We start from the raw sequence: 20,334 nt of genomic DNA on the forward strand, positions 1-20,334 counted from the left end.
AACTGCTTTATTTTGGGAGGAGAAAGCAATGAATATCAACAGACGTACCATACTCGCCGGCGCCGGTTCCGCCGTACTGGCCACCGCCTTCGTGTCGCGCGCCCGCGCTGCCCAATACAATTATAAATATGCCAATAATCTGCCTGCGGCGCACCCGATGAACATTCGCGCCAAGGAGGCCGCCGAGCGTATCGCCAAAGAGACCGATGGGCAGGTCAATATCAGCATCTTCCCCAGCAGCCAGCTGGGTGCCGACACAGACGTTTTGAGCCAGGTGCGCTCTGGAGGCGTTGAATTCTTCACGCTTTCGCCGCTGATCCTGTCGACGCTGGTACCGAACGCCTCCATCAGCGGCATCGGTTTCGCCTTCCCGAACTACGAGTCCGTATGGGCGGCCATGGATGGCGATCTCGGTAAATATGTCCGTGGCGAAATTGCCAAGCAGAATCTCGTTGCCATGGACACAATCTGGGACAACGGCTTCCGCCAGATCACCAGCGCTTCCAAGCCCATCGCCACGCCGGCCGATCTCGAAAGCTTCAAGATCCGCGTGCCAGTGAGCCCGCTCTGGACCTCTATGTTCAAGGCATTCAAGTCGGCCCCTGCCTCGATCAATTTCGCCGAGGTCTATACTGCACTGCAGACCGGTGTGGTCGATGGCCAGGAAAATCCGCTGGCGATCATTTCCACCGCGAAGCTGTTCGAGGTGCAGAAATTCTGCTCGGTCACCAATCACATGTGGGACGGGTTCTGGTTCCTGGCCAACAAGCGCGCCTGGGAGCGTTTGCCGGATGACCTGCGCGCCATCGTCGCCAAAAACCTCAACCAGTCCGGCAAGGATGAACGCGCCGACGTGGCGAAGCTAAATGCCTCGGTCAAGGAAGATCTGATTTCCAAGGGCATGACCTTCAACGACACGGATGCGACACTCTTCCGCGCCGCGCTGAAAGAGGCAGGCTTCTATTCCGAGTGGAAAGGCAAATACGGCGATGAAGCCTGGGCCATTCTTGAAAAGGCCGTTGGTGCAAGCCTGACCTGACCGGCCCGTTGAATAGCTGGCCCCGCCCGTAGCGGGGCCAACCCGACTATGTCTGACGATTGGAATGGAGACTGCTTTGACAGGTCGCCTGACGGGAAAACGCGCGCTTGTGTTTGGCGCAGGATCATCGGGGCCGGGTTTTGGCAACGGCAAGGCTGCGGCCGTGCAATTTGCCCGCGAAGGCGCGCGCGTAGCCTGTGTCGATCTCTCCGCTGACGCAGCCGAAGAGACGGCTGAGATCATTCGCCGTGAAGGCTTGGAGGCGATTGCGGTTGCCGCCGATGTCACTGAACTACAGTCCGTATCGGCCACCGTTGCCCGCACCTGCGAGGCCTTTGGTGGCATCGATATTCTGCACAATAATGTCGGCGTGACCCATATGGGCGGGCCGGTTGAGCTGGATGAGGAAAGCTTTCGCGCCTCGGTCGACCTCAATATCGGCTCCGTTTATCGCACCTCCAAGGCTGTGTTGCCGGTGATGTTGGCGCAGGGCGGCGGGGCGATTGTCAATATCTCGTCGCTCGCCTCCATTCGCTGGACCGGCTATCCCTATTTTGCCTATTACGCCATGAAGGCAGCTGTAAATCAGGCGACTGTGGCGCTGGCCATGCAATATGCCCGGCAGGGCATTCGCGCCAATTGCATTCTTCCGGGAATGATCGACACCCCACTGATCTACAAGCAGATCAGCAATCAATATGCGTCTGTCGAGGAAATGGTGGCGGCGCGCAATGCGGCTGTCCCGGTGGGTCGCATGGGCGATGCCTTCGATATTGCCCGCGCCGCCGTTTTTCTCGCATCTGATGAGGCTAAGTTCATCACCGGCGTCTGTTTGCCGGTCGATGGCGGGCAAAGCTGTGCGGTGGGGGCGTTTTTCTGAGATGGCAACAACAACAATCCCGGTAGAAAAAGATCTGACGGGCGCGCGCGCGGTGGACCGGGCTCTGGCGCTGCTCTCAATGGTCGGGAGGCACGCGGAACGCGGCGTGGCGCTTTCGGTCATCGTGACAGAAAGCGGACTGAACAAGCCGACGGCCCGCCGCCTGCTGCTGGCTCTGATCCGCGCCGGCCTTGTGGAGCAGGATGAGGAAACGCGGCGTTATTACCTCGGCGAAGAAACCTATGTGCTGGGGAGCCTGTCATCGCGCCGGTTTGGCCTTCTTCAAATGGCGCAGGACGGCCTGACGCGCATTTCCCGCCGCTCGGAAGATTCGAGCTTCCTTTCCGTGCGCCGTGATACATTTGCCCTGTGCCTTTACCGCGAAGAAGGCACCTGGCCGGTGCGCACCCATGCGCTTCAGGCCGGTTTCGAACACCCCTTGGGTATTGGTGCGGGTTCGCTCGCCATGCTGGCAGCGCTGCCGGACGCCGAGGTGGAAAGTATCATTGCGGCCAATAGCGGGCTTATTGCCGCTAATTATCCCGGCATCACGCTTGAGGGCCTGCGCCGTGATGTCGAGTTGACGAGAGCCAATGGCTATTCGCTAAACCCCGGCCTGATCCTTTCTAATTCCTGGGGTATTGGCGTTGCCATCCGCGCGCCTGATGGCGCGGTAGCGGGAGCGTTGAGCATTGCCGCTGTGGACAGCCGCATGCGGCCGGAGCGCCAGCCGGAACTCGCAGCGCTGCTGCGCGAGGAAGTAACCCGCATCGAGACACGCATCGCAGAAATGATGGCCAGCCGCGCCCGCACGCGCGGTGAAGGCGACACGAAACGGCAAACGAGGAGAACGAGCAAATGAGCAAAGCGCAGATCGTCGGCTGGGCGCATTCGCCTTTCGGCAAGTCGGCCCTTGAAAATACCGAGCAACTGATGGCTTCGGTCGTGGCGCCGGCCATAGACCATGCGGGCGTCGATGTCAGCGATATCGACGGCATTTTCGTCGGCGTGATGAACAATGGCTTCTCGAAACAGGATTTTCAGGGCGCCCTGGTAGCGATGAGCGATGAGCGCCTCGCCTATACGCCGGCAGTGCGTTTCGAAAATGCCTGCTCAACAGGATCGGCCGCCCTCTATAGCGCCATGGACTTCATCGAAGCCGGGCGCGGCCGCATCGCACTCGTTGTCGGCGCCGAAAAAATGACGGCGCTGCCGACCGCAGAGGTGGGCGAAATCCTGCTCTCCGCCTGTTACCGTGCGGAGGAGGCCAATATTCCCGGCGGGTTTGCCGGCCAGTTCGGCCGCATCGCCCAGGCATATTTTCAACGTTATGGCGACCGCTCGGAAGAACTGGCGATGATTGCCGCAAAGAACCACGCCAATGGCGCGGTCAATCCCTATGCCCATATGCGCAAGGATTTCGGCTTCGATTTCTGCAATACGGTTTCGGACAAGAACCCCTACGTCGCAGGCCCGCTGCGCCGCACCGACTGCTCGCTGATTTCGGATGGCGCTGCCGCGATCATTTTGGCCGACGAGGAAACGGCAGCCACACTCAACCGCGCCATCGGTTTCCGGGGCCGCAAGCATGTCAACGACATCATGGCATTGAGCCGTCGCGATCCGTTGGCCTTCGAAGGCGCGCGCCGCGCCTGGGCCGGCTCGCTGGAACTTGCCGGCGCAACGCTAGACGACCTCTCTTTCGTTGAAACGCACGACTGCTTCACCATTGCCGAACTTATCGAATATGAGGCCATGGGGCTTGCGAAGCCCGGTGAAGGATATCGCGTTGTCCAGGATGGAACGGCGCTGAAGACCGGACGCCTGCCAATCAACCCATCGGGTGGATTGAAGTCGAAAGGTCATCCCGTCGGGGCGACCGGCGTTTCCATGCATGTCATGGCGGCGATGCAATTGATGGGCGAGGCAGGCGACATGCAAATTCCCAATGCCTCCCTGGCTGGCGTGTTCAACATGGGTGGCACGGCGGTTGCCAATTACGTCTCGATCATGGAGCGTGTGAAATGACGATGCAAAGTGCCGTGCAGCATCCCGCGGGCGGGGTTGCGCCGTCCACCACGCGGGTGATGAACCTCTCGCATTTCCTGACGCAGGCGGCACGCCGCAAACCGGACCATATCGGTTTCGTCTGGGGTGAAAAGACTTGGAGCTGGGCTCAAATGGAAGCCCGCGTCGACGCAATGGCCCATGCGCTGGAGACTGAATTCGGCGTCAGAAAGGGGGATCGCATTCTGGTGCAGTCCTCCAACAACAATCAGATGTTCGAATCCATGTTCGCATGCTTCCGCGTGGGCGCGGTGTGGGTGCCGACCAATTACCGTCAATCGCCCGATGAAGTTGCCTATCTGGCGAAGGCCAGCGGCGCACGCGGCATGATTTGTGCCAGTGCTTTTCCCGATCATGCAAAAGCTAGCCATGAGGCAAGCACGATCGATTTCAGCATCGCCATCGGTACGGCTGAGTTCGGTGAGGATTACGATGCCATCGTGGCCCGTCATATGGGGCACAAAGTCAAAAGCCAGGCAGTGGATCGGGATGACCCGTGTTGGTTCTTCTTCACCTCGGGCACCACCGGCCGGCCCAAGGCTGCAGTGCTTACCCATGGCCAGATGGCGTTCGTCATCACCAACCATCTCTGCGATCTGATGCCCGGCACCGGACCGGACGACGCCTCCATCGTCGTTGCCCCGCTTTCACACGGTGCGGGCATTCACCAGCTGGTGCAGGTGGCGCATGGCGCGAAAACAGTGCTTCCGGCGGCGGAAAAACTCGATGTGCCCGCCGTCTGGGGGCTGATCGAAAAATGGCGTATCACCAACGCCTTCACTGTACCGACCATCCTTAAAATGCTCGTCGAAGACCCCTCTGTGGATCGTTTCGATCACTCGTCGCTGCGCTATGTCATCTATGCCGGCGCGCCGATGTATCGCGCGGACCAGAAGCGCGCGCTTGCAAAGCTTGGCCCGGTGCTGGTGCAATATTTCGGCCTGGGTGAAGTCACCGGTAACATCACCGTGCTGCCGCCTTCTTTTCATAACGCCGAGGACGGTCCGGAAACGCGCATCGGCACCTGCGGCTTCGACCGCACCGGCATGGAAGTGCAGATCCAGAACGATGCTGGCGAAGAGGTTGGCGCAGGCGAAACCGGCGAAATTTGTGTAATCGGTCCCGCCGTTTTCGCCGGCTACTACGATAATCCCGAGGCCAATGCCAAAGCCTTCCGCAATGGCTGGTTCCGCACGGGCGACCTTGGTCATCGCGATGAGAGCGGCTTCCTCTACATCACCGGGCGCGCCTCCGACATGTATATTTCCGGCGGCTCGAACATCTATCCGCGTGAAATCGAGGAAAAAATCCTTATGCATCCTGACATCAGCGAGACTGCGGTTCTGGGTGTGCCGGACGCGGTGTGGGGCGAGGTCGGTGTGGCCGTGTGCGTGGCCCGCGAGGGCGCGGATATCGCCGCCATCGATCTGAAGGCCTATCTGGAAGGCAAGATGGCCCGCTACAAGCTGCCGAAATCAGTGGTGTTCTGGGATGCCATGCCGAAATCCGCCTACGGCAAGATCACCAAGAAAATGATCCGCGAGGAACTGGAGAAACGCGGTCAGATGCCGGCTTTCGAAGAAAAGCGGACAGGCTGACAGGCGTGACATTCAATCGGGAGGAGACGGTATGACACAAGAGAAAACAGGGACAAAAGGGGCCGTCGCGATCACCGGCGGTGCATCCGGCATCGGTTTCTCCACTGCACAGCTCCTGATGGCGCGCGGCTGGCAACCATGGTTGCTGGATCTCAAGCGCGAGGCGCTGGATATAGCCTGCGAAAAGCTCGGTATCGATCTCTCTCGCGGCATCGTCTGCAATGTTGCGGACGAGGCATCGATAGAGAGGGCATTCGCCGCCTTGACCGCGGGCGATGCCGATCATGCGGTTGATCTGGTCGCCGTCGTCAACAGCGCCGGCATCGGTATCGACAAGCTGTCCGTCGACACAAGCGTCGAAGAATTTCGCCGTATCGTTGATGTCAATCTCGTCGGCAGCTTCGCGGTAGCGCGCACTGCCGCACGTTACTGGCTGGAGCGCGATATTGCCGGCTCGATCGTGAATATCAGCTCTGTTTCCGGCATGTGTGGAAATCGTGGCCGCAGCGCCTACGGCGCTTCGAAAGGCGGCGTCAATCTTCTGACGATGGTAATGGCAAACGAGCTGGGTCAATCAGGCATTCGTGTCAATGCAGTTGCTCCCGGTCCGGTCGATACCCCCCTCACCCAGGCGGTTCATACGGAAAATGTTCGCGACCAATGGCACAGCCGCGTTCCGATGCATCGCTATGGCAGGACGGACGAGATCGCCTCTGCCGTGGCTTTCCTCGTGTCGGATGACGCAAGCTACATCAACGGACAGGTACTTGCCGTGGATGGGGGCTTCATTACCGCGGGGCTAGCGGTATGACGGAGACAGGCACGCAAGAGCTTCCCCGCCACATCGTCCATCCCGGACCGATAACGCCTGAACGCTTTCGCACCTTCGGCTGCCATGCCTATCCTGTTACTCTGACGGTCCGGTCCGGCGTAAGCGCCAATGAAGCGATTGCGGATGCCTTTGCGGAGTTGGGTTTCAAAGGTGGTTACGTCAGACTGAAGAACGTACCGATGAAACGGTTGCATTATGTCATGCCGGCGGCCGCACCGGATGACGCACATGCCGCATGGTATAGCGAAACCTTTTCCATGCCGGGTGGCACAATCATCGATGCCGGCCTGCATATGGGCCGGCGCGATAACGCGCCGTTTCTGCATTGCCATGGGTCATGGGAGAGTGCCGACGGCGTTGTCTCCATGGGGCATCTGCTGCCTTTCGAGACCGAATTTGCTGTAGAAACACCGCTTGAAGCTCTGGCGCTGGATGGAGCGATCCTCGATGTGCAAAAGGATGAGGAAACCAACTTCCCCCTTTTTACACCCATCGCGCAACAGCGCCACCAAAAGGGTTCGGGTCTTCGGGCACTTTTATGCACAGTGCGCCCAAATACCGATATATGCACGGCACTCGAAGAGGTCGCTACCCAGTTTGGCCTGCGAGAAGCCGAAGTCAATGGAATTGGCAGCCTGGTCGGTGCGGATTATGAAGACGGAACAAGCCTTGACGCCTACGCGAGCGAAATCCTCATAAACAAGGGCCGTATCGGCGCGGCCGCGTCGGGAGACCGACAAGCAATGCTGGATATTGCGATGGTGGACCTCACCAGACATATCAGCGGCGGGCGGCTGGTGCGCGGCAAAAACCCGGTCTGCGTCACTTTCGAGCTACTTCTGACCGAAAGACAGGGGCACGCCGCATGAGTTGCGCTGCGCAACTCACCGGCCCGCCTGACGACAACTCACGCCGCCTGCGGCTTTTCCGCAGGCAACCACTCTTCCAGCGTCACTTCAAAAGTCATGCAAACCGGGTTAGCTCCGGCGATAAAGGGACCGCCATAAACCGAGCCTTCGGTATCGGCGACGACACCGGTCAGCGAGGCGCGCAGCGAGCCGTCGGGCTGGGCACGCACTTCGCCGGCAATGGAGACGATTTCCACGGCGGGACCGCGTATTTGCAAGAACGCGCCGCTGCGGGTGCCGAGACAGGCATCGACCAGACTGCCCAGCGCGCCGCGCACAAAGGCATTTCTGAAACCTTCGGCAAGGCACAGTTTTTCGACACCGAGAACAAGGTCTTCATTGGGTGCGATGCGGGCATAGGCCACACGCCCCATGGATCCGATTTCGACAGTGTTATGCGTGATCATCGGCGCGCTCCGTACGGTTCCTGGGTTGAAGAAGGGGAATGTTGGTTTCAGGGTCGAAGGACTGCTGCAGCACGAAACTGTCTAGTGAGGTCACCAGGGCGGAAACGCCGCTCTCGCCAACAATACAGGATTCAGTCAGCAGATGGCCGCCCTTGACCACACCTGCCGCGGTGCGCATGGCGGCATGACAATGAACAATTGGCTCGCCCTTCATGCCGCGTCCGAGTGTAGCATTGCCGAACACAAGCCAGGCTGCACCGGCGTCGATGGGTTTCGTATAGGCAATGACCGCCTTGCCGGAAGGGTCGGGCGGGGCGACGCAATAGGACAATATGTCGAAATAGCCGCCAAGAATGGTGAGCGAGGCATTCTCAATGCCGTTTTCAAAAAGCGGCTGCACGATTCCATCGTAAAGACTGCGGCCCGCCGCAATGAACAGCCGCACGTGGCGCGCGGATGGCGAGTGCAGGCTGTTGATGCGCACCGGCGAGGAAATGCCGGGATGAATCAACGTTCTTGGCCTTGGAAAATGATGCTGTTCTACGGGTGCCACGCCTGCTCCTCCCTGCTGCCTGTACCTTGCAGTACGGTACTTAAAAATCAACGGAAGGTGCTTTCGAATGCCAGCGCCAAACCGCCCGTCGGAAAACATTTCTTTCGCAGTCTGCCGCAGTGACGGCAGATTTTTGCAACGTATTGTGTGGAGACCGGGGATGACGAAACCGCTGGACAGAATTGACCGCAAGATATTGCGCACCCTGCTGGAGAACGGCAGGTTGAGCAATGCGGAGCTTTCGGAAAAGGTGGGGTTGTCGCCCAGTCCCTGCTGGCAGCGTGTCAAGCGGCTGGAAGACGAAGGGGTCATTCGCGGCTATACCGCCATTCTCGATCAGGCCAAGCTTGGACTGGCCGAAACTGTTATCATCGAGGTGATGCTGGAGCGCCACGACGACGAGGTTCTGGAACGCTTCGGAGAGGCGATGGCCGCTCTTCCGGAGGTGCTGGAAGCCTATCTGACGACAGGCGAATATGATTATCTCATCAAGGTGGCGGTGGCAGGAACCGCAGGCTACGAGCAGTTTCTGCGCCGAAAGCTCTACAAGATCGAGGGTGTACGCCACTCCCGATCCTGTTTCGCCCTTAAATGCCTCAAACACACATTATCAGTCGTACCCGATCCCGAACCTCCATCAATGGAAGCGACCGGCACCGGCCGCGCCCCGGCAAGATAGCGGCAGCGGATTGCTGGTAAAAAGGTAGTAGTCGCGTTTGCGACCCCCCTTTCGTTCCTCAGCTGGTGACTGAACCGACTTGAAATTGTCGTTTCGGGGCAATGGCGTGCCGCAGAAGATCGCAGATGTCCAAGGTATGCGGGAGACTGTAGCGTCTCTATTCGATCTAAACCGGAACCCTCCCCCAGCCACCGCCGCCGGGCGTTTCCACGACGACCGTTTCTCCAGACGAAAGCGTTACCGAGCCTTTGCCGGCTAGGGGTGTCGCAACGCCGGCCGCATCGATGACCGAGTTTTGTCCCGTCGCGCCGGCGTCACCGCCATGCAGACCGTAAGGACCAGTGATCCGACGGTCGGATTGAAGTGAAACACGCGCCTCGTGATCCACCGCTGTAATGGCGCGTATCAGGCCTTCGCCGCCGGCATGGTGCCCCGTCCCGCCCGATCCCTGGCGCAGCTCGTAACGTTCGATACGCAGCGGATAGCTGATTTCAAGCGCCTCGATCGGGGTGTTGAGCGTGTTCGACATATTTGCGTGCACGCCATGCATGCCTGCACCATAGGGACGGCCGCCCTGCCCCCCGCCAATCGTCTCGATATAGGTATAGGGCCTTCCGCTTCGGGGATCACGTCCACCAATGCCGATCAGGTTCATCGTCCCCTGACTGGCGGCGGCGATGCGATCGGGCGCGATAAGCGCAAAGGCGCGCAGTACCGTGTCTGCCACGCGTTGCGTGGTTTCAGTATTGCCCGCGCAGACGGCGGCCGGCGGCTGGGCATCGAGGAAACAGCCCTGCGGAATGTGAATTTCGACTGGACGCAACACGCCGGCATTTGGCGGAAGCGTTGCGTCGGTCAGTATCTTGATGGCGTAGAACACCGCCGAATGCGTCATCGGCTTGACCGCATTGACATTACCACGCCGCTGCGGCGCGGTTCCTGCAAAATCGAATACCAGACGGTCGGGCGCAACATCGACTGCAACCTTGATCAGGACTTTTTCCGGGTTTGATCCATCGTCATCCAGCCAGTCCTCGGCCTCGTAGCGGCCGGGCGGCAACTCAGCGAGGCGCTTCAGCATGCGCCGCTCGGAATAGTCAAGAATGGCCGACAGGCCCTGTTTCAGCCCATCGACACCGAAACGCCCCACCATTTCCTGCAGGCGGGTCTCCCCGATCCTGAGAGCCGCCAACTGGGCATTGAGATCACCGCGCCTCTCTTCCGGCGTGCGCACATTGGCAAGAACCATGCGCATGATACCGGCCTGTTCCGCACCTCCGTCGTAAAGTAGGACTGGCGGAATGATCAGGCCCTCCTGGAAAATCTCTGTTGAGCTGCCGGGCATCGAACCGGGCTCCATGCCTCCGACATCCGAATGGTGCGCGCGGCTTGCCACGTGCGCAACGAGTTCACCTGCGGCGAAAACGGGAGCTATCAACGTGATGTCGGGCAGATGCGCGCCGGCAACGAAAGGGTCGTTGACGATGACGACATCGCCTTCCTTGAGCGGTGGCAACTGTGCAAGTGTCGGCGCAACGGCCCTCAGCATGGAACCAAGATGCACCGGTACGTGCTCGGCCTGCGCGACCAGCTCCGCATTCGCGTTGAAGATTGCGCAGGATGCGTCCATGCGTTCTTTAATGTTGGGCGAAAAGGCAGTGCATTTCAGCACGACGCCCATTTCCTGCGCGGTTGCTTCCAGGGCATTTCGTAGAACTTCGAGACGGATCGGATCAAACATGGTCATTCTGCTACCTCAACGATCAGACTGCCTGATTTGTGAACCGTGAGACGGTCGGCAGGATAAAGAACGGTGGTCGAAGAAACTTCCTCGATAATGGCGGGGCCGAATATCATGTTGCCAGCCTTGAGCTTTTCCCGGGCGTAGACCGCCGCCCTATGGAAGGCGCCACGCGCGCCGGTATCGCCAGGCTCGTAATAGACCGGGCGTTCGCCGGTCAGGGCATCGTTGTCGGGCACAGGGCCTCCGTCGTCGAGTTCGGGAAGCACCGGCGTTTTGATGCGGCCGATACCTGTGACGCCGAAGCCGGCGATCTCGATTGCGGCGTTTTCGTCAGCATGACCGAAGCGGGCCCGGTGTGCGGCGTGAAACCGGCGAGGAAGGTCGGCCCACCAACAGAGTTCGCCGGGATTCACCGTCACTGACAGTTCAAACGACTGGCCCTGATAGCGCATGTCGATGCGTATTTCCACGTCGCGCCGGTCCGGCGCGACGCCGTCATGATCGAGATGGCCGTCGGCGCGGTCAGTCAGGCGCTTGATGCGCAAAGCCGCTTCAGCTTCGCCATTGGCGGCATAGGGGACGACGTGTGTTTCGACGAAATCGTGGCGCAGGTCTGAAATCAGCTGTCCCAGCGCACAGAGAATGCCAGGGGTCGGCGGCACCATTACACGCGGCATCTTGAGTTCGCGGGCTACGGGGCTGCCATGCATCGGTCCCGCACCGCCGAATGGCACAAGCGCAAAATCACGTGGATCATAACCACGTTCCACGGAAACAACGCGGATGCCCCGAACAATGTTGGCATGGGCTACGCGCAATATTCCTGCCGCCGCCTCATAGACATCAAGACCAAGTGGTTGTGCAATGACATCGTTGATGGCTTTATGGGCCCCATCCAGATCAAGTGTCATCGAACCGCCCAGACGCGATTGCGGCGAGAACCGCCCCAGCAAAAGATTGGCATCGGTAACTGTCGGCAACGTTCCACCGCGACGATAGCAAACGGGGCCCGGCACCGCCTCGGCGCTCATCGGCCCCGCACGCAACGCCCMACCGTCATCAATCCAGGCAATGGAACCACYGCCCGCACCGATAGCATTGATATCGATAACCGGCAGGCGGATCGGCACGGTTTCGAGACTGGCCGAACGGGTGATTTCCGGCCGTCCAGCCCGGATGAGACTGATATCCGTGGACGTCCCACCAATATCCATGGTGATGATATCGGGAATACCTGCCAGCATAGCCACATGCGCGCTGGCGACCACACCACCGGCGGGGCCGGATAGAACGGTATGGACGGGCTTGAGGCGCGCTCCTTCGAGGCTCATCAGTCCACCGGCCGCATCCATCACCATAACCGGACGGTCGCGGCCAAGGCCCAGCCCTTCCTTCTCATCCTGCAACATACCGGAGAGCGAAGACAGATAACGGTCCATGACCGGACGAAGATAGGCATTGAGCACCGCCGTCGAGCCCCGCTCGTATTCGCGGAATTCGGCATTCACCTCGACCGAAGCGGAAATTGCCACATCTGGGAGGACTTCAGCCAGAATATCGCGCGCCCGCAACTCATGGGAGGGATTAGCGTAAGAGTGGAGAAAAAGGATGGCGACGGCCTCGACGCCGGCCGCCTTCATCGCTTCACCAGCCGCGCGCACATCGGCCTCGTCGAGCGGCTTCAACTCTTTACCTGTCGGCAGAATACGGCCCCGCGCCGTAAAACAAAGTTCGCGCGGCACCAACGGTTCAGGCTTCACCCTGGTCAGATCGAACAGCGTCGGACGGTTCTGGCGGCCGATTTCAAGGAGATCGCGAAAGCCGTGATTGGTGAGAAATGCCGTCTTTGCGCCATTGCGCTGGATCACGGCATTGGTTGCCGTTGTCATGCCATGGCCCACATACGCAACATCCGCACCGCTCGCGCCCTGCAGGCCCAGGGCCTTTCGCAGGCCTTCAAGCGTGCCGAGCGCACGGTTGACCGGTGTGGTCGATACCTTCGAGACCGTAATTGTTCTCGTCGTCTCGTCATAGGCAATGCTGTCGGTGAAAGTTCCGCCGACGTCGGATGCGACACGTATATGCGGGGTCATAACTGCCTCTTGTGTAACAGTAACGTTGTCGTTACAAAAACAGAAGCAACGGTAGCTGTAAAGAGCTGTTGACGACAACGCTGCAAAATTCGTTCCTTGCCGAAGAGAGGACAAGACGAGGCAAAGATGATATTCGCCAGCCACGGAAGGACGACATGAATGAACGACAGGCCGCAGGCAACAAAGGTGAAGGAAAAGCCGCCAGGATCACACGCGGCGCGCACCTCGCGCACCCGCAAGGCCATTCTTGTGGCTGCGGCAGGCGAATTCGTTGCCCACGGTCTGGAAGGTGCAAATATCGAGGCTATCGCCCATTCGGCTGGCGTTAACAAGGCACTTGTCTATCGGCATTTTTCCCGCAAGGAAGTGTTGTTCCGGCATGTGCTGGAAGACGCTTACCGGGCGATGCGCGATGCAGAGGAAGCGCTGGCGATGCCTTCGGATCCGGTTGCTGCGCTCGACCGGCTTGTGGAGTTCACCTTTGACTACTACCGGAACAATCAGGGCTTCCTGACGCTTGTCGGCATCGAGAACCTGCACGGTGGCGAGAACATCCGCGAATCGGAGCCCGAAACGGTATATGCCGGAAATATTTCCCGGATGGTAGCAGGCATTCTGGAGCGTGGCGCCACAGCTGGCGTGTTTCGCCCTCGGTTGGACCCTGTCGAGTTATGGCTGTCAATCTCGAATCTGTGCTGGGCCACGGTCTCCACGGCACACACCATCCGCTTTACCTTCGGGCGGGACGTTCTTGCTGAACCGGCGCGCAGCGCGCGCCTTGCCCATATCCAGGAAATGATCCAGCGTTACGCATTGAGGCCGGACCACTTGTAGGGCAGTGCTTCAGACATCAGCGCGACGCAGCGCTGTGCCTCGTCATCCGAAACGCTGTTTGCCAGCGCAAGCAGAGAAACCCCGGTTTCGCCATAACGATTGTCACCGGGCGCGGGCGCAAAGGAAAGCGTCCAGACCTCGTACCCCGCCGCCTTGCGCGTACCGATCACATAGCCTTTTTCAAGGAACATCTCGATCTCGGCGCGGATGGTATCCGTTTCGATCTGCCATTGTTCGTAATGCGGGGCGTTGATTTCGAGGATGCGTTCGCGGGATTCCCTGTCCAGCCGCGCCATCATGCAAACCCCGGCATGGCCGATACCAAGCGGCAGACGCCCGCCCACGCCCGAAAGCAAGGGTTGGACCGGCGCTGCGCTGAGCTGGAAATCGAGGCAAACAGATTCGAAACCCGACCGCGCCATGAGAAAACTTGATATGTTTGTGCCGGCGGTGATGGAAATAAGCGCCGGACGGAAAAGATCGACCAGATCACCAATACCTGGCACGCGCTGCGCCAGCGCATAAATCGCGCTCCCCAGCCTGTAGTTGCCGCGCCGACCGCTCTGCTCAACAAAACCGTAATGAGACAGTCCCGTCAGAGCCCGATGCACCGCCGATTTAGCGTCACCGATCCCATCTGCGATTTCAGCAAGGCTCATGCCGCCGACACCCGCATTGCCTAGCGCCAGAAGAATTTCCGCACCGCGTTCGACATTGCTGGACGATTGCTTTGCCATGCTTGTCCCCTGGGTTTCGGTGAATATATCATTCATTAAAATCCGATAATTGGAACTGGATTAGGCAATATGGCATGGGTAGTCAAGCGGGTTAAAAAATTGGGACCTCAAGCCGCTCGCCCAAAAAAGACCCGGCTCCCTATGGAGGGAAACCGGGCCAGCTTGGGAAATCAGAGCCCGTAAACGGATCTGGCCGCTTCGGAGGAAATGCGTCCGTCACGGACGTCGGCTGCAATGGATGCCGGGTCGCGCATGGAGGGCTCGCCATATCCGCCGGCACCGGGGGTTACGATCTCGAGAATATCACCCTTGAAGATGTCGCCGGCACCATTCACAAGCCGCTCGGGCGCACCGCGAATGGTAAAGGAGCCAAGCCCACCTGCAAGGCCACCATCCAGACCCCAGGGGCGCGAGACGAAGCGGGAGCCACCGATGGAGACCCGGCAGTCTGCTTCTGCGCGATACACGCGGCGAAGCCCCATGCCACCCCTGAACTGTCCGCCACCACCGGAACCGTCGACCAATTCATAGGCAACCAGCGTTAGCGGATATTCGGTTTCAAGCGATTCCAGTGGCAGGTTGGACGTATTTGTCATGTGGACATGCACGCCGTCTAGACCATCCTTGTTATGCCGCGCCCCGAAGCCGCCACCGATAGTTTCGAGATAGACCCAGAGGCTGCCGTCCGCGCGTGTACCAGAGAAGCTCGCAACCGCGACAGATCCGTTGCAGGCCGCGGTGACGCGGTGCGGAACCACCTTCGCGAGTGCGCCATGGATGAGATCGACCACGCGCTGGCATGCGGCAATGCGGCCATCGACTGCGGCCGGGTGAGCGCAATTGAGCAATGTGCCCTTTTTCGCCGTCACATGGATGGGCCGGGCCAGACCGGCATTCGGCAGGACGGTTGGATCAACAACGGTCTTCACCGCATAATAGACTGTGGAGAGGAGAGCGGTATAGACCACGTTCAGACCCGCGCGAACCTGCGGCGGGCTGACGAAATCAAGATGCATCTCGTCACCCTTGACTGTAATTGTCACCGAAAATTCGAGCTCGTCCCGCAGCGATTCCGCATCGAACATATCCGAAAAGCTGTAGGTGCCATCCGGAATGGAAGCGATGCCGGCGCGCATCTTGCGTTCGGCATAGTCCATCAGTTCGCGACCAGCAGCGAGAACCGTTCCGGTGGAATACTTGTCGCAGAGTTCCTTGAGGCGCGTCACGCCAAGGCGGTTCGCTGCCATCTGGGCGCGCAGGTCCGACATTCGCTCATGCGGCACCTGGCAGTTCAGGAGAAACAGCTTCTGGATGTCTTCCTGAAGAATGCCCTTTCGATAGAGGCGAACCGGGGGAATGCGCAGGCCTTCCTGGTATATGTGGGCATGGCCGCGATCTGCGAAGTCGGAATGGTGCGCTGTATTGATCGCCCAGGCGATCAACTTGCCGTCCTGGAAAATCGGCTCCGCCAGAACGATATCCGGCAGATGGGTGCCGCCACCCTCATAGGCGTCGTTGCCGATAAACACGTCGCCGGGAGCAAGACTATCCGCGCCCACATGCTCCAGAATATAGGGAATAAAGCCGATAAACGAGCCGAGATGCATCGGGATATGTTCTGCCTGGCAAAGCATTGCCCCCCTGGCGTCGAACAGTGCCGTCGAGCAATCGCGGCGTTCCTTGATATTGGTGGAATAGCTGGCACGAACGAGCGCCTCTCCCATTTCCTCGACGGTGGAGGCAAATGCGCTGCCGATGACCTCGACAGTTATCGGATTGAGTGCTGCAGCAGTGTTCTGTGCGATGGCTGCATTCGTCATCATTTTCCCTCCACGATGAGGTTGAGATAGGCATCGACCGTGGCGACATATCCAGGCGGCAGAACCGTGGTCGAATCCATCTGGTCGATAATGGCAGGACCGGCGACTACGTTACCGGGTTTCAGCAGATCGCGGTTATAGAGCGTCGCCGCAGTAAAACCGCCGGCTTCGGCCATCCAGACATCACGCTTGCCGGAGATCGCAGCAGAGGAATCCTCGCCCTCCATCTCGCGGGCCTTGAACGCTGCTTTTTCGACGACGCCGCTTGCGACCAAACGATAGGTAACAAGCTGCACCGGCTCACCTTCGGCGATGAAGCCATAGAGCTGGCGATGCGCCTGCTCGAAACGCTCCTTGACGAGGCGGAAGGTTTCCTCGGTGATCGGTCCTTCCGGCAAGGCGACTGCGATCTCGTAATTCTGGCCGGCGTAGCGGCAATCGACAGTGCGGGTGACAACGCGGGCGGCTGGTGCGATTTTCTCACGCTCGAACCAGGCATTGGCTTGAGCTGAAAGGCCATCATAAAGCGTGGAGATCGTTTCCGACGCCACCTGGTCGAGGCGATGCAGGACAGTCGCAGAGAAGTCCGTTCTCAGATCCGTCATCAAAAGGCCAAGAGCGCATAAGACGCCCGGCGTCTTCGGCACGACGATGCGCTTCATGCCCAGCTCACGGGCCAGACGCACGGCATGCACCGGACCCGCTCCGCCGAAGGCGACCAGCGCGTAGTCACGCGGATCATGGCCACGCTGGACGGAAATCACGCGAATGGCCTTGGCCATGTTGGCCGTCACGATGTCGAGAATGCCGTTCGCGGTTTCCAGAACGCCCATATCGAGCTTTTCCGCAAGCCGCTCGACGGCCTTTACCGACAGCGAACGGTCAATCTTCATTCGGCCGTTGAGCAGATATTCCGGGTTCTGTGTCTGAAGTACGACATTGGCGTCAGTGACCGTCGGCTCGTCATTGCCAAGGCCGTAGCAGGCCGGACCAGGATTGGCGCCTGCAGAACGTGGACCGACTTTCAGGTGATTGCCGGAATCGATATAGGCGATCGAGCCACCACCGGCCCCGACCGTGTGTATATCGAGCATCGGAGCCTTGATCGGATAACCGTGGACCACCGACTCGTTCACCACTCGGCACTGACCATCAGCAAGCAGTGCAACGTCAGAGCTGGTACCGCCCATGTCAAACGTGATGAGGTTGTCGATGCCGGTCATCCGACCAACCGCCTGAGCAGCGACAACACCGGTCGAGGGACCGGACAGAACCGTGCGTACCGGCATTTCGGCAGCAGTATCAAAGCCGATAACGCCGCCATTCGACTGGGTGAGCTGCGGCGCAACCGTGATGCCGAGATCGGTGAGCTTGCCGGACAGCGATTTCACATAACCCTGCATGACGGGGCCAAGATAGGCATTGACGACCGTGGTCGACAATCGCTCGAACTCACGGAATTCCGGCGCGATACGGTGTGACAGCGAATGGAAGGCTTCAGGAAACTCATCTTCCAGAATGCGGGCCGCGATCTTCTCATGCTCGGCGTGCATGAAAGAATATAGGAAATTGACTGCGACCGCCTTTACGCCATCGGCCTTCAGAGCCCGCACCGCTTCGCGCAATGCAGTCTCGTCCAGTGGTGTTTCAACAGTGCCAGTGGCCAAAACACGCTCTTCAATACCGAAGCGCAGGTGACGCTCGACCAGAAGTTCAGGCTTATCTGCCTGGAGATCATAGAGGTCCGGGCGTTTCTGACGGCCGATTTCCAGCAGATCGCGGAAACCACCGGTCGTCAGAAGCCCTGTTTTTGCGCCACGACCCTGGATGAGCGCGTTTGTGGCAACCGTTGTACCGTGACCGACATAAGAAACGTCCTCGGCCTTGATGCCCACGCGCTCGATGCCATCGGCCACACCCTGCGTGATCCCGCGCGAAGGGTCATCCGGTGTCGATGAAACCTTCCAGATCACCACCTCGCCCGTCTCATCCTCAAACAGACAAACGTCGGTAAAAGTACCACCGGAATCCACGCCAATCCGCCATGCCATGGCTCGCTCCTTCTTCTGGATGTCATAAGGCAACGCCTCATCTGGAGGTCGTGCGACACTGTCTTGATTGCATGCGCCGCCCGCAGCGAAAGCCAAGCCTTCGGCCCCGGAGAAACAGCTGCCGGGCAATCCGGGCCAGTTGTTCAGACCCTATGATCGGCTTCATTCCCTTGTCAATCTCAATTCCATTATTACGACCAGATTATTTCTGCTATTCCCATAATTCGATTATAAGCCAAAATCACGCCGGAGATTGAGAAATTTGTGGTTTTATTCCGTTATTTGACACAAGGATTTCCCAATGAATTAATTAATGGAATTTCGCTTGACACCCGGAAAAGGCTCTCTTTATTGTTTTCGATATCGACGGGACCAGATCACGCCCACCGGGACCGACACTTTTCCGGAAAGGTGGCGCGCCGAAATCGTCCACGCCGGCTGGCAAGCATGTATCAACACATAATGGGGAACTAACCATGATACTCGATCGCCGTACCCTTCTGAAATTGACCGCCGCTTCAGGTGCCGCATTTGCCATCGGAGCCTCCAGATCCTTTGCGCAGGCCTCTTCCGACACATTGCGCATCGGCCTTTCCACCTATCCCGCTCATCTGAAACCGTGGGTGAATGTCGGCTATGCCGGCCAACTCGTTTCTTCGCTGATCAACCGTTTCCTCATGGCCTACACGCCAGAAGGCAAACTTGTGGGTGAACTGGCCGAAAGCTTCGACCGAGACGGCGACCGCGCCTGGGTGATCAAGCTGAAGGATGTTAAATTCTCCGACGGCCAGCCCGTCACCTCGGCCGACATCGAATGGAATATCGAGAAGATCAAGGCGGAGGGCTCCGGTGCCTATACCCGTGATGCGATGCTCGAAGTCGAAAAGGTCGAGATTGTCGATGACCGCACCTTCAAGCTCCTGACGAAATCACCGAACGCGGCGCTGCCGGCGCTCTTCGCCAACCCCTTCCTGCAGATTATCGCCAAGGGTTCGACCGACAAACAGGACCATGGCATAGGCGCGGGCCCGTTCACGCTGGCCAATGCAGAAAAGGGCGTAGGCCTCGATTTCGAAGCCTCCCCGCATTATTTCAAGGACGGCTTGCCGCATTTCAAGAAGGTTCGTGTCACCGCCTACGCCGACGAAAACCTACGTGTTGCAGCGATCACTGCGGGCGATGTCGATGTGATCGATTACGTTCCGTGGAGCGCAATGGACCAGCTCGACAAGGACGCCAGTGTTGCGCTTGAGACAGCTGCCACAGGCGCTTTCATGTTCCTGTCGTTCAACGGAGCTGGTGCGTTCAAGGACCAGCGCCTGCGGCGCGCCGTTTCCCTCGCCATTCGCCGCGAAGAGATCGTCAAGGGCGTGTTCTTCGGTCGTGGCGCAGTGCTCGAAGGCGTGCCGCGCTCGTCCGCGACGCCGTTCTACAACGCCGAACTCGCCAAGGGGCAGAGCTACGACCCCGACCGCGCCAAGGCGCTGATTAAGGAGGCCGGTGCAGAAGGTGTGACCGTCAATTTGCTCTCGACCGCGCAGTACGGCATGCACCGCGATACCGCCGTCATCGTCCAGGGCCATCTGGCTGAAGTCGGCATCAACGTGACACTGACGATGCCCGACTGGTCCACCCGCGTTACCATGGGTAACCGTGGCCAGGGCGATTTCGCCATTCAGGGTCTCGGCCTCGACACCTTCGATCCGGATGCGACAAGCGCCCTTATTGACCCGACGCTGTCGCCGACCTTCTTCCGCTCACGCAATTTCGAGGTTCCAGGCCTGACCGAGCTGCTCGCCAAGGGCCGTGCGGAGTTCGACCTGGAAAAGCGCAAGGCGATATATGCCGAAGTCGACAAGCTCGTCATCGAATACACGCCTTTTTGCGGTCTTTCCTACCGCGCCACCGGCTTTGCCCACCTGAAGCGCGTCAACAATTTCCATATGCTTCCGGACCAGATTTCTCCCTTCTCCGGTCGCCTTTTCGACGAGCTTTCGCTGTCGTAACATCTGGAATTAGCCCGGTCGGCACTCGCCTGTCCGGGCACCCGTTTCTCATCTTCCGTGCGGAAGAGGCCTGAAAGGCTAGTATT

Annotated in this window: 17 protein-coding genes; 10 read left to right on the forward strand and 7 right to left on the reverse strand. The window is 59.2% G+C overall.

What is annotated here, in order from left to right:
- Nucleotides 1-28: 28 nt before the first annotated feature.
- From AC1DCP_RS16625 to AC1DCP_RS16655, 7 genes are all read left to right on the forward strand, one after another.
- The gene (locus AC1DCP_RS16625) at nucleotides 29-1,039 is read left to right on the forward strand and encodes a TRAP transporter substrate-binding protein (protein ID WP_003517515.1); all 1,011 of its coding nucleotides are present in this window, start codon (nucleotides 29-31) and stop codon (nucleotides 1,037-1,039) included.
- Between the two features lie 76 nt (nucleotides 1,040-1,115).
- On the forward strand, nucleotides 1,116-1,919 hold the full coding sequence (locus AC1DCP_RS16630) for an SDR family NAD(P)-dependent oxidoreductase (protein ID WP_476774474.1): 804 nt from the start codon (nucleotides 1,116-1,118) through the stop codon (nucleotides 1,917-1,919).
- A gap of 1 nt (nucleotide 1,920) precedes the next feature.
- Entirely contained in the window at nucleotides 1,921-2,781 is an 861-nt protein-coding gene (locus tag AC1DCP_RS16635; protein WP_127966372.1) for an IclR family transcriptional regulator, read from the forward strand.
- Entirely contained in the window at nucleotides 2,778-3,947 is a 1,170-nt protein-coding gene (locus AC1DCP_RS16640) for an acetyl-CoA acetyltransferase (protein WP_065688963.1), read from the forward strand. The genes AC1DCP_RS16635 and AC1DCP_RS16640 overlap by 4 nt, the downstream gene beginning before the upstream one ends.
- Nucleotides 3,944-5,584 carry an acyl-CoA synthetase gene (locus AC1DCP_RS16645; protein ID WP_476774475.1) on the forward strand — a complete coding sequence of 547 codons (1,641 nt, stop codon included), beginning with the start codon at nucleotides 3,944-3,946 and terminating at the stop codon, nucleotides 5,582-5,584. The genes AC1DCP_RS16640 and AC1DCP_RS16645 overlap by 4 nt, the downstream gene beginning before the upstream one ends.
- A gap of 31 nt (nucleotides 5,585-5,615) precedes the next feature.
- Nucleotides 5,616-6,395: an SDR family NAD(P)-dependent oxidoreductase gene (locus AC1DCP_RS16650; protein ID WP_476774476.1), complete on the forward strand. Its 780-nt coding sequence runs from the start codon at nucleotides 5,616-5,618 to the stop codon at nucleotides 6,393-6,395.
- Nucleotides 6,392-7,285, forward strand: coding sequence for a PPC domain-containing DNA-binding protein (locus tag AC1DCP_RS16655; protein ID WP_476774477.1), 894 nt, complete (start codon nucleotides 6,392-6,394; stop codon nucleotides 7,283-7,285). The genes AC1DCP_RS16650 and AC1DCP_RS16655 overlap by 4 nt, the downstream gene beginning before the upstream one ends.
- Nucleotides 7,286-7,323: 38 nt before the next feature.
- On the opposite strand, the gene AC1DCP_RS16660 is transcribed toward AC1DCP_RS16655, so the two are convergent.
- Both AC1DCP_RS16660 and AC1DCP_RS16665 read right to left on the reverse strand, forming a co-directional pair.
- Nucleotides 7,324-7,731, reverse strand: coding sequence for a PPC domain-containing DNA-binding protein (locus AC1DCP_RS16660; RefSeq protein WP_013761243.1), 408 nt, complete (start codon nucleotides 7,729-7,731; stop codon nucleotides 7,324-7,326).
- Nucleotides 7,718-8,284 carry a PPC domain-containing DNA-binding protein gene (locus AC1DCP_RS16665; protein ID WP_013761244.1) on the reverse strand — a complete coding sequence of 189 codons (567 nt, stop codon included), beginning with the start codon at nucleotides 8,282-8,284 and terminating at the stop codon, nucleotides 7,718-7,720. Before AC1DCP_RS16665 ends, AC1DCP_RS16660 begins: the two co-directional genes overlap by 14 nt.
- 160 nt (nucleotides 8,285-8,444) lie before the next feature.
- On the opposite strand from AC1DCP_RS16665, the gene AC1DCP_RS16670 reads away from it, so the two are divergent.
- Nucleotides 8,445-8,963 (forward strand): Lrp/AsnC family transcriptional regulator, encoded by a 519-nt coding sequence (locus AC1DCP_RS16670; protein WP_041694606.1) that lies wholly within the window; start codon nucleotides 8,445-8,447, stop codon nucleotides 8,961-8,963.
- Nucleotides 8,964-9,129: 166 nt separating this feature from the next.
- Here AC1DCP_RS16670 and AC1DCP_RS16675 read toward each other — a convergent pair whose 3' ends face one another.
- Nucleotides 9,130-10,704, reverse strand: a complete 1,575-nt coding sequence (locus AC1DCP_RS16675; protein WP_247643662.1) for a hydantoinase B/oxoprolinase family protein — start codon at nucleotides 10,702-10,704, stop codon at nucleotides 9,130-9,132.
- A gap of 2 nt (nucleotides 10,705-10,706) precedes the next feature.
- Nucleotides 10,707-12,800, reverse strand: coding sequence for a hydantoinase/oxoprolinase family protein (locus tag AC1DCP_RS16680; RefSeq protein ID WP_476774478.1), 2,094 nt, complete (start codon nucleotides 12,798-12,800; stop codon nucleotides 10,707-10,709).
- Nucleotides 12,801-12,959: 159 nt separating this feature from the next.
- Between AC1DCP_RS16680 and AC1DCP_RS16685 the strand changes: the two genes are divergently transcribed.
- Nucleotides 12,960-13,634 carry a TetR/AcrR family transcriptional regulator gene (locus AC1DCP_RS16685; RefSeq protein WP_013761248.1) on the forward strand — a complete coding sequence of 225 codons (675 nt, stop codon included), beginning with the start codon at nucleotides 12,960-12,962 and terminating at the stop codon, nucleotides 13,632-13,634.
- Here the strand turns inward: AC1DCP_RS16685 and AC1DCP_RS16690 are convergent.
- From AC1DCP_RS16690 to AC1DCP_RS16700, 3 genes are all read right to left on the reverse strand, one after another.
- Nucleotides 13,607-14,371, reverse strand: coding sequence for an IclR family transcriptional regulator (locus tag AC1DCP_RS16690; protein WP_013761249.1), 765 nt, complete (start codon nucleotides 14,369-14,371; stop codon nucleotides 13,607-13,609). The genes AC1DCP_RS16685 and AC1DCP_RS16690 overlap by 28 nt on opposite strands.
- Nucleotides 14,372-14,541: 170 nt before the next feature.
- Nucleotides 14,542-16,194 carry a hydantoinase B/oxoprolinase family protein gene (locus tag AC1DCP_RS16695; protein WP_476774479.1) on the reverse strand — a complete coding sequence of 551 codons (1,653 nt, stop codon included), beginning with the start codon at nucleotides 16,192-16,194 and terminating at the stop codon, nucleotides 14,542-14,544.
- Nucleotides 16,191-18,242, reverse strand: a complete 2,052-nt coding sequence (locus AC1DCP_RS16700) for a hydantoinase/oxoprolinase family protein (protein ID WP_476774480.1) — start codon at nucleotides 18,240-18,242, stop codon at nucleotides 16,191-16,193. Before AC1DCP_RS16700 ends, AC1DCP_RS16695 begins: the two co-directional genes overlap by 4 nt.
- Nucleotides 18,243-18,718: 476 nt before the next feature.
- Here AC1DCP_RS16700 and AC1DCP_RS16705 point away from each other — a divergent pair, with 476 nt between their 5' ends.
- Nucleotides 18,719-20,248, forward strand: a complete 1,530-nt coding sequence (locus AC1DCP_RS16705; protein ID WP_038493503.1) for an ABC transporter substrate-binding protein — start codon at nucleotides 18,719-18,721, stop codon at nucleotides 20,246-20,248.
- The last annotated feature ends 86 nt before the right edge of the window (nucleotides 20,249-20,334 follow it).

The sequence above is a fragment of the Agrobacterium sp. 10T429 genome, from assembly GCF_056393925.1.